This is a genomic window from Colwellia sp. MB3u-45, assembly GCF_014077005.1.
In the GTDB taxonomy this organism is placed as follows: domain Bacteria; phylum Pseudomonadota; class Gammaproteobacteria; order Enterobacterales; family Alteromonadaceae; genus Cognaticolwellia.
On sequence record NZ_JACGVC010000044.1, the window covers coordinates 653,985 to 670,134 of the forward strand.

Sequence of the window (16,150 nt, forward strand, 5' to 3'; positions counted from 1 at the left end):
CATAACGTATTGCTGGTATAAACTGTGTTTGTGCAATAACGTAATTAAGAAAACACTAGTTCATCGGTTTAATTATTTTTGATTGATTGGGTTGCCATACACCGGCACCGTTGTGCGCAAGATGATTCATGCCTTGATTTAATACTTTATTGCCAACAATCGTTGAATTTTCAGGATGACTAATTAAAAATCCTTGGATGTATTTAACCCCTAAAGACTTTAATAATTCTAGCTGTATACTATTCTCTATCCCTTCAGCGACTACTTTTAAATCAAGTTGATAGGCCATGTCGATGATTGATTTTAGTATTTTCTTATACTTAATACTACTAGTGGCTTCATTAATAAACATTTTATCAATTTTCAAAATATCGACAGGTAATGTTGCCAATATTGCTAATGAGCTAAAACCTGTACCAAAATCATCAATAGCAATAAAAACACCTTCTTGGCGAAGTTGCTCTAATTCTGTGATAATTTCATCTGATATATCAAGGAAGCAAGACTCGGTAATTTCAAGCATTAATGACGAAGGTGGTAGTCCGGTTTTTACCAGTGTATCCATAACCCACTGATAAATTGGACGATGCTTAAGTTGAATAACAGAAACATTAACAGAAATTTTGGTTTTTTTCATGCCGGCGTTATACCAAGCAAACATCTGACGACAGGCTTCATTTAATATCCAATCACCTAGTGGCAATATTTGATTAGACTCTTCTGCGATCGGTATAAACTCTGTCGGTGAAATAACACCTTCCACTGGGTGCTGCCATCGAACAAGTGCTTCAAAATAACTGATGACACAACCTTCAACATGAATAATAGGTTGGAAGGTTAAAAAGAAGCTGTGGTTAGATAAGGCTTGTCTCATCTCTTCCAATAAATAATGATAGCGCCTTAATTGGCTACCCATTTCAGGAGAGTAAATTCTATAAACGCCACGTCCATCTTTTTTAGCACGATACATTGCCACATCAGCTAATTGTACTAATGTATTAGGTTTGCTGGCACTCTCAGGGTACATAGCAATACCTATGCTAGCACTAATTTTAATCGTTTTATTACCTAAAGTGAATTCACGTTCTAGTTCTGATAAGACAAATTTTGCAATATTAATGGCACACTCTGAATTTTCTATATCAAAAAGAAAAATAGTAAACTCATCACCACCAAGTCTAGCTAAGTTTTTTTCGATACAGTTAATTGATTGGCTGAAATTTAGTTTATTACTGCGAACAAGTGAGTTTAGTCGCTCAGCAACTTGGATCAGTACTTCATCACCGAATGAATGGCCAAACGAGTCATTAACTTGTTTGAAGCCATCAAGGTCAATAAATAATAGCCCACTTTTTATTTCTTTACTCTGTGTTAACTGCTCTTCAATATGTTGCAGGAAAGTGTGGCGATTAGTTAACTTTGTTAATGCGTCACAAAAGGCACCTTGCTCAGTATCTGTTTTATATTGCTTTGCATATCGTGCTATATCTTCTAACGCATAGTTTAGATTAGCTAATACAGAATATTCTGGTTTGTATGAATGCTTTTCACCAAAGGTATGTGCTATGCCATCAGTAATAGCACAAATATCTTTTAATTTACTTTTTTGATAATTCAAAATTAAAAAGCCAGCGATAAAACCAATCACAAGTAGCGCTAGGGAAGGATAAAACACGGCTAATGCAATGTTAAATAAAATGAAATTTAATGGTGTTACTAACCAGTTATCATTCTTTTTTACTACTTTAATAACCAGCTTCTGCTCATTATCTCTAGCTAAGTTATCAATCAGTAAAATGTGACGTAAATAGCCACCAACATCAGTTAATTGTTGTTGAGGTAATTCATAAGCAATATCAGGTTGGCTGTGATGAAAAGACGCTACTTTTTGAGATAAAATTGACACAAAAAATATATAAACAATAGTGAAAAATAATATAGTCAAGAGCGTGGTTGTTTGCCAATATTTAGCGGTAGATTTATTCATACTTTAATATTCCGTCATCAGGAAGCCGCTACAATTAGTCATATTGCTTCTACAATACTACTGACTAATATTAACATTAGGTTACATTTTACTTTTGTTTTTTTACATGTAATCAACATGTTTATACATACGAGTAACTTAATTGGGTCGCCATCATATCCACACTTGTTTATTTTATCAAGCCGTTACGGGCTTTCAACTATAATATTATGGATGGGTAGCGTGGGGCCTAATAGGAAACGTTATACTAACTAGTGTAACTAATGCATACAATATAAATAACATATTAATAATAAAACTGAGTAACATAAATTTACTTTTTATGCCCAATGATAGCGTCAACGCTGTACTTAAAATTTATTTTCGGTTACCCTACGGCGAAATTTTATTGCGAGTTGTTAACACTTAAGTAGCGAAATACTCAAACGTTAATGGCTAAAAAGACAATATTAACCAATTAATTTAATTGCCAAAATAATTTAATTCAAGTGACACTTCGTATGTGCCACCACTGAACAAAGGAAAATACATGCCTGTTATTACGCTTCCCGATGGTAGTCAACGCACTTTTGAACAAGCTGTCTCTGTTATGGCTGTTGCCTTAGATATCGGTCCTGGTTTAGCAAAAGCCACCATCGCTGGTCGCATTAATGGTGAGTTAGTCGATGCTTGTGAATTAATTAAAGAAGATGCAGCGTTACAACTTATCACCAGTAAAGATGCGGAAGGTCTTGAGATCATTCGTCACTCGTGTGCGCATTTATTAGGCCATGCTATTAAGCAGCTATATCCAAATGTGAAAATGGCGATTGGCCCAACGATTGAGAATGGCTTTTATTACGATATTGACCTTGAAGAATCAATTAGTGAAGACGACTTAGCCAAAATTGAAAAACGTATGACAGAACTTGCTCGTACGGGATATGAAGTTGTTAAGAAAACAGGCACGTGGCAAGACGCTTACGATGCGTTTACTGAACGTGGTGAAACTTACAAATTACAAATTCTTGATGAAAACATCGAGAAAACAGATACGCCTGCTTTATATTACCATCAAGAATACATTGATATGTGTCGTGGCCCTCACGTACCTAGTATGCGTCATTGCCATCAGTTTAAGCTGATGAAAGTAGCTGGCGCTTATTGGCGTGGCAATTCAGACAACAAAATGTTGCAACGTATTTACGGCACAGCATGGGCGGACAAAAAACAATTAAAAGCCTATATCGTTCGTTTAGCAGAAGCTGAAAAGCGCGATCACCGTAAAATTGGTAAAACATTAGATTTATTCCATTGGCAAGAAGAAGCGCCAGGTATGGTGTTCTGGCATAACGATGGTTGGACAATTTATACTGAGTTAGAAAAATTTATTCGTGAAAAATTACATGAATATGATTACGACGAAGTTAAAGCGCCAATGATGATGGACAGAAGCCTCTGGGAAAAATCAGGTCATTGGGATAAATATGCTGATGGCATGTTCACCACTGAATCTGAAAAGCGTGAATACGCGATAAAACCAATGAATTGTCCGGGTCATGTACAGATATTCAATCAAGGTTTAAAGTCTTACCGCGATTTACCCTTACGTATTGCTGAGTTTGGCTGTTGTCATCGTAATGAGCCATCAGGTTCTTTACATGGCTTAATGCGTGTTCGTGGCTTTACGCAAGATGACGCCCATATTTTTTGTATGGAATCGCAAGTTCAAGCTGAAGTGAAAAAATGTATTGAAATGGTTTACGACGTATATGGTTCATTTGGTTTTGAAGATGTCGTTGTTAAATTGTCTACTCGTCCAGAAAATCGTATCGGTAGTGATGAAATTTGGGATAAAGCTGAAGCCGGTCTTGCGCAAGCATTAACCGACAGCAACATCAAATTTGAGTATTTACCGGGTGAAGGAGCATTTTATGGTCCTAAGATTGAATTTACTTTAATGGACTGTTTAGGTCGTGCTTGGCAATGTGGTACAGTGCAACTCGATTTTGCTTTACCAGAGCGTTTAGGCGCAACTTATGTTGGTGAAGACAACGAAAGATATATTCCTGTCATGATTCACCGAGCTATTTTAGGTTCACTTGAACGTTTTATCGGAATTTTAATTGAAGAGTTCACGGGGAAATTTCCAACGTGGTTATCTCCAATTCATGCAACTGTGATGAATATTACGGGTAAACAAGACGAATATTGTGAAAAAGTTGTAAAAAAACTAAAAGAAAGTGGATTTAGAGTAAAACTAGACTTGAGAAATGAGAAGATAGGCTTTAAAATCCGCGAGCATACTTTAAAGCGTGTTCCGTATTTGTTAGTCGTCGGTGATAAAGAAATGGAAACTGGCGAAATTGCAGTACGAACGCGAAGTGGTGAAGATTTAGGAACAATGTCGGTTGACGACTTTATTGCTAAATTATCTGATGAAGTGAAAACTCGTCGGTAAACACTTTGTAAAATGAACACGTATATTATTATTTTATCCAAGTAAGCTAATACTAGCGCTTACTTGGTAACAACGTTCTTTGGAGGAACATGGCTATTAAAGGTGGACAACGTGGCGGGCAAAAAGAGCCGGCTCATCGTTTAAATGAGTTAATCACAGGTATTCTAGGCAATGAAGTTCGTTTAATTAAATATGACGGCGAACCAGGTGGCATAGTTTCATTCGATGAAGCTATGGACCAAGCGGATGACGCAGGTGTAGATCTTGTAGAAATCAGCCCAACAGCAAAACCTCCTGTTTGTCGAGTTATGGATTACGGTAAGTTTATCTATGAGAAGGCTAAAGAGCAGAAAGAGCAACGTAAAAACCAGAAACAAATACAGGTTAAGGAAATTAAATTCCGACCTGGTACAGATGAAGGCGATTATCAGGTAAAGCTACGCAACCTGAAACGCTTTTTAGAAGGCGGCGACAAGGTCAAGGTAACATTACGTTTCCGTGGCCGTGAAATGGCCCACCAAGAGCTTGGTCTTGAAATTTTAACTCGTGTTAAAAACGATTTAGAAGAATTGACCGTAGTTGAGTTTTTCCCTCGTAGAGCGGAAGGGCGTCAAATGGTGATGGTTCTAGCCCCTAAAAAATAGATAATACCCGGTTTGCAAGTAGCTCAATGTTTTTCGAAATATTGAGCTCACCGCTATTATCTTTAAGCTGGTAAACAAGGCCTACAAGTAGAGTTCGACATCTTAGCTTAACCGCTAAGCACTGATGAGTTCTCGCCTAGTTTACTTTATATTTGGCATAACAATGCGGAGTTATTAACATGCCTAAAATGAAAACCAATAAAGGTGCTGCAAAGCGCTTTAAACAGACAGCCACAGGCTATAAATTTAAACAAGCCGGTCTTCGTCATATTTTGACTAAACGCCGTACTAAAGTTAAACGTCATCTTCGTGCGAAATGCATGATTTCGGCAGCTGACATTAAGTCAGTTAAAAAACTTTTACGTCACGGTTAATAGGAGAGATAGAAAATGGCAAGAGTAAAACGTGGTGTACAAGCGCGTGCACGTCACAAGAAGGTTCTAAAGCAAGCTAAAGGTTACTACGGTGCTCGTAGTCGCGTTTATCGTGTTGCTTACCAAGCTGTAACTAAAGCTGGTCAATACGCATACCGTGACCGTCGTCAACGTAAGCGTCAATTCCGTCAACTTTGGATTGCTCGTATTAACGCAGCAGCTCGTCAAAATGGTTTATCTTACAGCCGTTTCATTAATGGTCTTAAAAAGGCTTCTATTGAAATCGATCGTAAGATCCTAGCTGACATTGCAGTATACGACAAAGCAGCTTTCACATTCTTAGTTGAAAAAGCGCAAGCTTCTTTAGCATAGTTTGAGATATTAGCTTTGAGAAAAGGACGCCCTAGGCGTCCTTTTCTTTTTTTAATCTTTAAAAAATTGACTAAAAAGTCAAGAAAGTTAAGAAAGTTGAATCGTTAATTAAGCAAGTTGATTACAATATCAAACTGAGCAATAAACTAGCCTAATGGGTATAATATCAATCTCACTAATTATCTGATCATTTTTACTGGTTAAAACAACCAACTACTGTGTTATTTATTTAATAATTAGAACAACTAGTTATTAAAATAAATGCCTTATATTTGGTCATTTTCCCTGCGTATAAAGTAGCCACCTAATTAATGAAATTGGTATCAGTTTGTTTAATTAAAAGTTCATGTTCAATTATAGGAAGTAAAGGTCTTATTATGAGTCTTGCTGATCAAATTTTAGCGGTAAATAATGATTTACCTATTCGCACTGATGTTGCTGTTCATAGCGGTAAAGTTCGTTCTGTTTATTGGTTAACTGAAATCGATAGTCGTCGCTTAATTCAAGAAAAAAATTATGATGTGGCACAAGATACCCCATTAGCGATTATGGTGATCAGTGATCGTATCTCAGCCTTTGATTGTATTTGGCGCGGCGAAGGTGGTATGAAAGGTGTTCCTGGTAAAGGCGCAGCATTAAATGCCATTTCTAATCATTGGTTTAAGTTATTTAAAGAACAAGGCTTAGCTGATAGCCACATTCTTGACATACCGCACCCGTTTGTTTGGATTGTGCAAAAAGCTAAACCTGTAATGATTGAAGCCATATGTCGACAATATATTACCGGTTCAATGTGGCGTTCGTATGCTAAAGGTGAGCGTGAATTCTGTGGTATAGAACTAACCGACGGCCTTGAAAAAGACAGTAAGTTGCCGCAATTGCTACAAACACCATCAACTAAAGGTGTTTTACAAGGCATACCTGGTGTGCCTGCAGTAGATGATGTCAATGTAACTCGACAAAATATTGAAGATAATTTCGCCGACTTTAACTTTAAGTCAGTAGGTGATATCGCTCTGTATGAAAAGTTATTAACCGAAGGTTTTGATGTTATTTCAGATGCATTAGCAAAACTTGATCAAATCTTTGTCGATACCAAATTTGAGTTTGGCTATGTTAAAGACCGTAACGGCCATGACAAGCTTATTTATATGGATGAAGTAGGCACACCTGATTCATCACGTATTTGGGACGGCGAGCAGTATCGCGCCGGTAAAATTGTGGAAAACTCTAAAGAGGGCTTTCGTCAATTATTACTTAAGCACTTCCCAGACCCTGATATTCTTCTAAACAAAGACCGCATGACTGAACGTGAAGCACTTGCCCGTGACAATGAGTTACCCGCAGAGGTATTAATGGCAGTTTCAGCAACCTATATCGCGATTGCTGAAAAAATAACCAATAAAAAAATAGTGTTATCGACCAATCCTAAACAAGAAATTATCGATATTTTACGTAATGAATATCAACTAATTGATTAACGTTTAGCTTTAGCTTTACATAGCCTCGCAATAGCGGGGCTTTTTTATGCTCAGGACGAGCGGTATGCTGCGATCACATTACTGTTCCTAGCCATCTTGGTAATAGCTCCGGTATTAGGCTAATCACTTAACTTTTTTTAAAAGCATAGCTTCATGGCATCTGCACATTGATGTGCAAAATAGCGATAATTAGTAGTTATATTTTTCGCCTTTGCCTTTGCCTTTGCCAATGTCAAGGTGAAAGCGTTCGTCTTTAAATCACATTTAATCGCCACCTATATTTAATTGTTCGTTTTTGATGCAAAGATAAGCGCTTGCACCAAAATTGCTCCTTTATCTTTCTTTATTGCACTGTTCTGGTGCGCTTTAATTTTAATTACCTTGCTTATATAGTCTAATCTTATGTATTTAAAGTGTTTTTTATTTTGGGTACAAATGGTGCTTAGTATTGTTGAAATAATAAGATTCAAACTCAAATTGACCGTGAATGCACTAAAGGTGAGCGAATGAAATTAGTAACAGCAATTATTAAACCCTTCAAAATGGATGATGTCCGTGAAGCGTTAAGTGAAATTGGTATCGACGGCATGACCGTTACAGAAGTGAAGGGTTTTGGCCGTCAAAAAGGCCATACCGAACTTTATCGTGGCGCAGAATATTCAGTCGATTTCCTCCCTAAAATAAAATTTGAAATTGCGGTTAAGGATGACTTTGTTGAACGGGTTGTTGACACTATTGTTAGCTCTGCTCAAACGGGAAAAATAGGAGACGGCAAAATATTTGTCACCAATATTGAGAACATCACCCGTATTCGTACCGGTGAAGTAGATGATGACGCTATTTAATCAAGCTTTATCGAGCAATAAAAATAAAATTGGCTGTTCAGTATAAAGCCTAAAAAGATTTAAATAGTGGATGTAAAAATGAATAAAATAATTATCACACTTTTCGCTTTAACTTTTTCTCTACCAAGTTTTGCTCAAGAAGCAAGCCTTAATGGTGCCAATACCGCGTGGATATTAACAGCCACAGCACTGGTATTATTGATGACCTTACCGGGCCTAGCTTTGTTTTATGGCGGCCTAGTGCGTCGAAAAAATATTCTGTCAATTTTGATGCAATGTTTTGCCATTGCTGGCGTTTCATCCATTTTATGGTTTATTGTCGGTTACAGTTTAGCCTTTGGCGAAGGTAATGCATGGATTGGCGACTTTAGTAAAGTGCTGATGGTTGGCATGACCAAAGAAACCCTTGCCGGGGATATTCCTGAAAGCCTATTTATGCTGTTTCAAATGACCTTTGCAGTGATCACACCAGCGCTAATTATTGGTGCTTACGCTGAAAGAATGAAGTTTTCTGCGGTATTGCTGTTTTCAGGGTTATGGTTGTTAGTGGTTTATGCACCGGTTACTCATTGGGTTTGGGGTGGTGGCTGGCTTGCACAAATGGGCGTTTACGATTTTGCCGGTGGTATTGTTGTTCATATTACTGCTGGTGTTGCCGCACTTGTGGCCGCGTTAGTGTTAGGGCCTCGTCACGGTTTTCCAAAAACGCCGATGTTGCCGCATAACCTAACAATGACAGTGACAGGCGCCGGTATGTTGTGGGTTGGTTGGTTTGGTTTTAATGGTGGTAGTGCGCTAGCGGCGAATGGTGATGCAGCAATGGCCATGTTAGTCACGCATTTATCTGCTTCAGCTGGGGCGCTTACTTGGGCGGCTATCGAGTGGAAAAAGTTTGGTAAAGCCAGTGTACTGGGCGCCGTAACCGGTATGGTTGCAGGCTTAGGTACGATTACACCCGCATCAGGTTTTGTTGGACCAGGCGGTGCATTAATTATTGGTGTTTCAGCGGGTATTGTTTGCTTTTATTCTACGGTTTACATTAAACATAAACTGAAAATTGATGACTCTTTAGATGTGTTTCCTGTGCATGGTATTGGCGGTATTTTAGGTACGTTACTTGCGGGTATTTTTGCCTCAACTGAGCTAGGAGCCTTTAGTGGTTTTGGTTACGCTGAAGGTATTAGTACCATGATAGGACAGGTAACCGTACAGCTAATTGGTATTGGTGCGACTATTATTTATACCGCGATTGTCTCTTACCTATTATTTAAACTAGTGGCGTTAATGACCAAGGGATTACGTGTGTCGAAAGAGCAAGAAATCACCGGGTTAGATATAACTGAACATGACGAAGTGGGTTATAACCTTTAAGCACTCATTATTTAATCTCTCATAGGAAAAGGCTGTAACAAGCCTTTTCCTAATATCCCCACCGAGTTTATCTTTAATTCCAAACGCCATTATGGTTAAAATCAGTTACTTTTATAAAAGTAAAAGTTAAATAGCACTTTTTTTCTTGAAAAACGTAGATTTACCCTACTTTATCGACGATTTTTTGTGTAAAATTATCCATCATTTTATTAATCGAAAAAGTCTAGCTAAAGGCCAATATTAGGCCGATGTTAATGCCCTATATTTTTATACTAAAAAACTATCGGCGCTTTAAACACGCTTTAGAGGAACTCATGAATTTAGACGATATTATATTGCAGGCAGAACAAGCCATTGCTGCGGCGACTGACCCTGCAGAACTTGACCAAGTTCGCGTTAACTTCTTAGGAAAGAAAGGTTTGTTCACTGAACAAATGAAAGGCCTAAGTAAGTTGTCAAAAGAAGAGAAGCCCAAAGCGGGTCAAGTGATTAACATCGCTAAACAGCAAGTCCAAAAGTTGTTAACTGAACGTGGTGAATTACTACGTGCCCAAGTTATTAAGCAACAACTTGCTGCGGAATCTATTGACGTAACCTTGCCAGGTCGTGGTGATGAGTTAGGCGGTTTACACCCAGTTACTCGCACAATCGAACGTATTGAGAGTTTTTTTGGTGATTTAGGCTTTTCAGTAAAGCAAGGACCTGAGGTTGAAGACGACTTTCATAACTTTGATGCCTTAAATATCCCTGAGCATCATCCTGCTCGCCAAGACCACGATACTTTCTACTTTAACCCTAAGTTAGTCTTGCGTACTCAAACCTCTGGCGTGCAAATTCGCACCATGGAAAAAGAACAACCGCCATTGCGAATTATCTCACCCGGTAAAGTTTATCGTAATGATTATGACCAAACCCATACACCTATGTTTCATCAAGTAGAAGGGCTAATGGTTGATAAAGATGTCAGTTTTACGCATTTAAAAGGTGTTTTACATGACTTTTTACATCACTTTTTTGAAGAAGAAGTAGAAATTCGCTTCCGCCCGTCATATTTTCCCTTTACTGAGCCTTCTGCAGAAGTAGATATCATGGGTAAAAATGGCAAATGGCTAGAAGTATTAGGCTGTGGCATGGTGCATCCAAATGTACTGCGCAGTGTTGGCATTGATCCTGAAGTTTATACCGGTTTTGCCTTTGGTATGGGGGTTGAACGTTTAACCATGTTACGTTACGGCGTAAATGACTTACGTTCATTCTTTGAAAATGATCTTCGCTTCTTAAAACAGTTCAAGTAGGAAAGCCATATAATGAAATTTAGTGAATCTTGGTTACGTGAGTGGGTAAATCCTGCTATATCTTCAGATGAATTAGCACATCAAATTACCATGGCTGGCCTTGAAGTTGACGCCGTCGAGCCTGTTGCCGGTGAGTTTAATGGCGTGTTGATTGGTGAAGTGGTTGAATGTGGCCCGCATCCTGATGCTGATAAACTGCAAGTAACAAAAATTAATTTAGGACCTGATTACAATGATGGCGAGCTCGCTGATATTGTTTGTGGTGCTAAAAACTGTCGTTTAGGCTTAAAAGTTGCTGTTGCCACCGTTGGTGCTGTTTTACCGGGTAACTTTAAAATTAAAAAAGCCAAACTGCGTGGCGTAGCATCAAACGGTATGCTGTGTAGTGAGTCAGAAATAGGTTTATCTGACAGTGCTGACGGCATCATGGAGCTAGCAAGTGATGCACCGATCGGTATGTGCGTGCGCGAATACCTTGATCTTAATGATGTAACCATAGATGTTGACTTAACCGCGAACCGTGGTGATTGTCTTGGCTTAAAAGGTCTTGCACGCGAAGTAGGCGTATTAAATAGCTTAAGCGTTACTGAGCCAAACATTACAGCCGTTAAGTCAACCATTGACGATACCGTTGCAATTACCTTGTCAGCTGAAAAAGCTTGTCCGCGCTATTTAGGGCGAGTCATTAAAAATATTAACATTAAGGCCCAAACGCCTTTATGGATGGTGGAAAAACTTCGTCGTTGTGGCACACGTGCAATTGACCCTGTGGTTGACGTAACTAACTACGTCTTACTAGAGCAAGGCCATCCGATGCATGCTTTTGACTTATCAGCAATCGAGGGTGGTATAAACGTACGTTACGCCAATGACGGCGAGAAGTTAACCCTGTTAGATGGTAATGAAGTTAGCCTATCACCACAAACACTCGTCATTGCAGATCAAGAAAAAGCACTCGCTATGGCGGGTATTTTTGGTGGTTTAGCTTCAGGTGTTACGAGTGAATCAACAGACATTTTTCTAGAAAGTGCCTTCTTTGCCCCTTTAGCTATTTTAGGTAAAGCCCGTCAATATGGTTTACATACTGACGCGTCACATCGTTATGAACGTGGTATTGACCCTGAACTACAGCGCGATGCTATGGAACGTGCGACCAAGCTTTTACTTGATATTGTTGGTGGTGAAGCAGGTCCAATCGTTGAAGCGGCATCACAAGAACATATTCCTGCCGAGCGAACAGTAATACTTCGTCGGACAAAACTTGATAGTCGTATTGGTCATCACATTGATGATACCAAGGTTAGCGAAATATTAACGCGCCTAGGCTTTACTGTCGCAGAAAAGGGTACAGAGCAAGATAAAGTTTGGACGGTTGTTGTACCCGCATATCGTTTTGATATCAGCATTGAAGTTGACCTAATTGAAGAAGTAGCCCGCATTTTTGGTTACAACAATATTCCTAATGTTTCGCCAAAAGCCACCTTAGCAATGCGCGAGCAAAAAGAAGCTAAGTTAGCTTTAAGCAAATTACGTCATGTTTTAGTTAACCGTGGTTACCAAGAAGCGATTACTTATAGTTTTGTTGATCCAAAGGTACAAGCGCAGCTTCATCCTAGTCAGGCCACCATGACCTTACCACATCCTATTTCATCTGAAATGTCAGAAATGCGGGTGAGTTTATGGACAGGATTATTGCAATCAGTTGTCTATAACCAAAATCGTCAACAACACCGTGTGCGTTTATTTGAAACAGGTTTACGTTTTATTCCTGATGAAAGTGTTGAAAATGGTGTGCGCCAAGAGAATATGATCGCCGGTGTGCTGAGCGGTCAACGCAGCGAAGAACATTGGGATATTGAAAAAGCAGCAACAGATTTTTACGATATTAAATCTGACGTTGAAGCGTTACTGGGCTTAACAAGCAACGAAAGTGCATTTGTGTTTTCAAAGGCTGAAGTAGACGCTTTACACCCAGGACAAACTGCCGCTATTCACAAAGATGGTGTGCTGGTTGGACATGTTGGAGCCTTACATCCTGAATTAGAAAGGAAATTAGGCCTTAACGGTCGGACATTAGTTTTTGAACTTTTATTGTCTGAAATTTGTACACAGAATATACCGCAATCGCGCGACATATCTCGCTTTCCGGCCAATAGGCGCGATATTTCTGTAGTGATTGAAGAGCAAGTTAGTGCAAATAAAGTACTACAACTTATTGAAAAGGTTGGCGGAAATTATTTAGTTGATCTAAACTTGTTCGATGTATACCGAGGTAATGGTATTGACTCTGGTTTTAAGAGCTTAGCAATAGCAATGATATTGCAAGACAATAATAAAACCTTAGAAGAAAAGGATATCACTGACGTGGTTAACCGTGTGGTTGACACCTTGAAAATTGAACTAAATGCATCTCTGAGGGATTGAATAATGGCGCTAACAAAAGCAGAAGTAGCAGAACATTTATTTGAAAAAGTTGGGCTGAGTAAGCGCGACGCAAAAGATATGGTTGAAGTGTTTTTCGAAGAAGTTCGTGAAACACTAGAAGCAGGCGAACAAGTGAAATTGTCTGGTTTTGGGAACTTTGACCTTAGAGTGAAAAGTGAACGTCCTGGACGTAACCCTAAAACGGGTGAAGATATTCCAATTTTAGCACGTAAAGTGGTGACGTTCCGCCCAGGTCAAAAACTTAAAAGTCGTGTTGAAAACGGTAACGGCGAATAAGTTAGCAAGTCAGCTTTGCATTAGTATCGTATAAAATGTTGTATAAAAAAGGTTGCTTTGGCAACCTTTTTTATTGTGAAAAAAATAGCAATTCTTTTAAATAGGGCTTTAAATAAGCGTATTTTTCTTGGTTTTAAAAGTACGTTTAATAGTGAGTAGCATTAATTCTTTCAATAATAATGCACCAATCGCCAGCGTTGCACCGGTAGCAATAGCATTTAACTCAAGTGGAATAGCCATGGAAAAATGCTCAGCAGTACCACGAGCAATTTCTTGATCTAAATGCCAGATGAACTGATAAACGCTCTGGAGATAATCTGCTTGGGTAATTTGCGTTAAATGACTTGCTAGATATTCAACACGAACTGACAACCGCTCAATGAGCTCACCTGTGCTGATAATAGACGCTTCAGTATTGTCTTTGTAACGTGTGATCATGGTGATTAAACTGCCATCAAAGTGTTGCTGAGCGATGTTTTCAAATTGGTTTAATTGCGCGCTAGCTTCAGCTAATTGGCCAGCGAGTCGCTGTTGATATTGCTGCATAAACTCAGGCAGTTGCACGCCTAATATAAAAGTAAGCGTGAAAAAACAACGATCAATAACATTGTTAATTAAGGCAAACATAATGGCTAGTTACCCTGTTAGTAGAATAGCCTCACGTTAGCACAACTACTGACAAAGTTCATCGGCAATAAAATGTTAATTCAAACGTCAGGTTTTTCAGATATTCGTACAGAATCGATGTTAATATACTGACCATCAAAACAGTTGCTTTTGGCTGAAATTCAATTGGAAATTACTAGCGATTATGCGCAGATCCTCTCATCAACCCGATCATGAAGTCACCACCTTTAATTGGCGTGTTGTTAAACTTTTACTACCTTATTTATTTGAATTTAAAGCACGTATCTTTTTAGCCTTAGCCTGCTTAGTGCTAACAAAAGTTGCCAGTGTTTATTTGCCTTTTATTCTTAAAGATATTGTTGATATTTTAGATAACCAAGAAGAAAATCGGGTTTATTTAGTCCCCTTTGCGCTAGTGGGTGCTTATGGATTGGTCAGACTAACTACGGTTATATTTGCAGAAATTCGCGATACTTTATTTGGCCGAGTAACTGAGCGGGCGATCCGCAGAATTGGCTTAAAAGTTTTTCAGCACCTACATAAGTTAGATTTAGACTTTCATTTAAATCGCCAAACCGGTGGATTATCGCGTGATATTGACCGTGGTACCTCAGGTATTAATTTTTTAATGCGCTTTATGGTTTTTAATATTATCCCGACCTTAATTGAAATTATCATGGTGGTGGGTATTTTGTTCTTCAATTATGGCATTTGGTTTGCGCTAATTACCCTATCTTCTATTGTGTTCTATGTGGTGTATTCTGTTTATGCGACAGATTGGCGCACACGTTTTATACGCGAAGCCAACAAGGCAGACTCATCAAGTAACACCCGTGCTATCGACAGTTTACTTAATTATGAAACGGTAAAATACTTTACCAATGAAGATTTTGAAGCAAAAGCATATGACAGCCAATTAGCGACTTGGGAGCAGGCGAAAATGAAGAATCGCTTATCTTTATTTGCCTTAAACGGTGGCCAAGCCCTTATTATATCTTTTTCGATGACCGCTATGTTGGCATTAGCAGCATACGAAGTTACTTATGGAAAAATGACTTTAGGTGATTTTGTGCTGATCAACGCTTTCATGATGCAACTTTTTATCCCGTTGAATTTTTTAGGCTTTGTTTATCGTGAAATTAGAGGCTCATTGGCCAACATTGAGCATATGTTTGACCTGATGCTAAAGAAACCGAAAGTAGAAGACAATGACGATGCGGACACTTTGGCCCTATCTGATGCAGAAATTAAATTTACAGATGTATCGTTTGCCTATGATATAAAGCGACCCATCATCAAAAATATATCATTTACTATCAAGTCAGGACAAAAAGTGGCGGTCGTTGGTGAAAGTGGCTCAGGAAAATCTACCTTAGTTAAGTTACTGTTTAGGTTTTACGATTGTGACAGTGGCAAAATAACCATTGATGGGCAAAATATACGTCAAGTAACTCAGCACTCGCTGAGAAAAAATATTGGTATTGTGCCACAAGATACCGTGTTATTTAACGATACACTTTTTGCCAATGTTAATTATGGTGCACCTGAAGCTAATGAAGAAATGGTTCATAAGGCTTTTAAGCTGGCGCATTTATCTGACTTTGTTAGCAGATTACCCGATGGCGCAAAATCTATGGTAGGAGAGCGCGGCTTAAAACTCTCAGGTGGTGAAAAACAACGTGTTGCTATTGCCCGTACTATCTTGAAAAACCCTCGTATTTTGGTGTTTGACGAAGCAACTTCCTCACTTGATAGTCAATCAGAACAAGCAATACTCAGCGCCATTAAAGAAGTTGCCGAACATAGAACTAGTTTGGTGATCGCCCATCGACTATCCACGATAGTGGACGCGGATAATATTATTGTTATGCAACAAGGTGAGATTGTTGAGCAGGGTACACATCAAGGTTTATTGGTTAAAAAAGGCCATTACCACAAAATGTGGCAACTGCAACAAAGTGATAACAGCTAATAACCTAGCGGTTGCTGAGCA

Annotated in this window: 13 protein-coding genes; 11 read left to right on the plus strand and 2 right to left on the minus strand. The window is 38.7% G+C overall.

Annotated elements, in window-relative coordinates; translation table 11 throughout:
* Nucleotides 1-55: 55 nt before the first annotated feature.
* Entirely contained in the window at nt 56-1,987 is a 1,932-nt protein-coding gene (locus tag H4J41_RS08065) for a bifunctional diguanylate cyclase/phosphodiesterase (RefSeq protein WP_182136308.1), read from the minus strand.
* Between the two features lie 529 nt (nt 1,988-2,516).
* Between H4J41_RS08065 and thrS the strand changes: the two genes are divergently transcribed.
* The 10 genes from thrS to H4J41_RS08115 all read left to right on the plus strand — a co-directional run bounded on the left by thrS (nt 2,517) and on the right by H4J41_RS08115 (nt 13,530).
* A complete protein-coding gene (gene thrS, locus H4J41_RS08070; RefSeq protein WP_182136309.1) occupies nt 2,517-4,427 on the plus strand; it encodes a threonine--tRNA ligase in 1,911 nt (636 codons plus the stop codon).
* Between the two features lie 89 nt (nt 4,428-4,516).
* Entirely contained in the window at nt 4,517-5,071 is a 555-nt protein-coding gene (infC, locus tag H4J41_RS08075; RefSeq protein WP_182136310.1) for a translation initiation factor IF-3, read from the plus strand.
* A gap of 179 nt (nt 5,072-5,250) precedes the next feature.
* Nucleotides 5,251-5,445 carry a 50S ribosomal protein L35 gene (gene rpmI / locus H4J41_RS08080; RefSeq protein ID WP_146878580.1) on the plus strand — a complete coding sequence of 65 codons (195 nt, stop codon included), beginning with the start codon at nt 5,251-5,253 and terminating at the stop codon, nt 5,443-5,445.
* 15 nt (nt 5,446-5,460) lie between these two features.
* A complete protein-coding gene (gene rplT / locus H4J41_RS08085; RefSeq protein WP_182130971.1) occupies nt 5,461-5,817 on the plus strand; it encodes a 50S ribosomal protein L20 in 357 nt (118 codons plus the stop codon).
* A gap of 377 nt (nt 5,818-6,194) precedes the next feature.
* Entirely contained in the window at nt 6,195-7,298 is a 1,104-nt protein-coding gene (locus tag H4J41_RS08090) for a phosphoribosylaminoimidazolesuccinocarboxamide synthase (protein ID WP_182136311.1), read from the plus strand.
* Between the two features lie 506 nt (nt 7,299-7,804).
* On the plus strand, nt 7,805-8,143 hold the full coding sequence (gene glnK, locus H4J41_RS08095; protein ID WP_182136312.1) for a P-II family nitrogen regulator: 339 nt from the start codon (nt 7,805-7,807) through the stop codon (nt 8,141-8,143).
* 78 nt (nt 8,144-8,221) lie between these two features.
* Complete coding sequence (locus H4J41_RS08100) at nt 8,222-9,514, plus strand: ammonium transporter (RefSeq protein ID WP_182136313.1); 1,293 nt, start codon at nt 8,222-8,224, stop codon at nt 9,512-9,514.
* A gap of 314 nt (nt 9,515-9,828) precedes the next feature.
* Nucleotides 9,829-10,809 (plus strand): phenylalanine--tRNA ligase subunit alpha, encoded by a 981-nt coding sequence (pheS, locus tag H4J41_RS08105; RefSeq protein ID WP_182136314.1) that lies wholly within the window; start codon nt 9,829-9,831, stop codon nt 10,807-10,809.
* 12 nt (nt 10,810-10,821) lie between these two features.
* The gene (gene pheT / locus H4J41_RS08110) at nt 10,822-13,233 is read left to right on the plus strand and encodes a phenylalanine--tRNA ligase subunit beta (protein WP_182136315.1); all 2,412 of its coding nucleotides are present in this window, start codon (nt 10,822-10,824) and stop codon (nt 13,231-13,233) included.
* Nucleotides 13,234-13,236: 3 nt separating this feature from the next.
* Nucleotides 13,237-13,530: an integration host factor subunit alpha gene (locus H4J41_RS08115; RefSeq protein WP_182136316.1), complete on the plus strand. Its 294-nt coding sequence runs from the start codon at nt 13,237-13,239 to the stop codon at nt 13,528-13,530.
* Nucleotides 13,531-13,638: 108 nt separating this feature from the next.
* Here H4J41_RS08115 and H4J41_RS08120 read toward each other — a convergent pair whose 3' ends face one another.
* Entirely contained in the window at nt 13,639-14,157 is a 519-nt protein-coding gene (locus H4J41_RS08120; RefSeq protein ID WP_182136317.1) for a DUF2937 family protein, read from the minus strand.
* 184 nt (nt 14,158-14,341) lie between these two features.
* On the opposite strand from H4J41_RS08120, the gene H4J41_RS08125 reads away from it, so the two are divergent.
* Nucleotides 14,342-16,129 (plus strand): ABC transporter ATP-binding protein/permease, encoded by a 1,788-nt coding sequence (locus tag H4J41_RS08125; RefSeq protein WP_182136318.1) that lies wholly within the window; start codon nt 14,342-14,344, stop codon nt 16,127-16,129.
* Nucleotides 16,130-16,150: the final 21 nt, after the last annotated feature.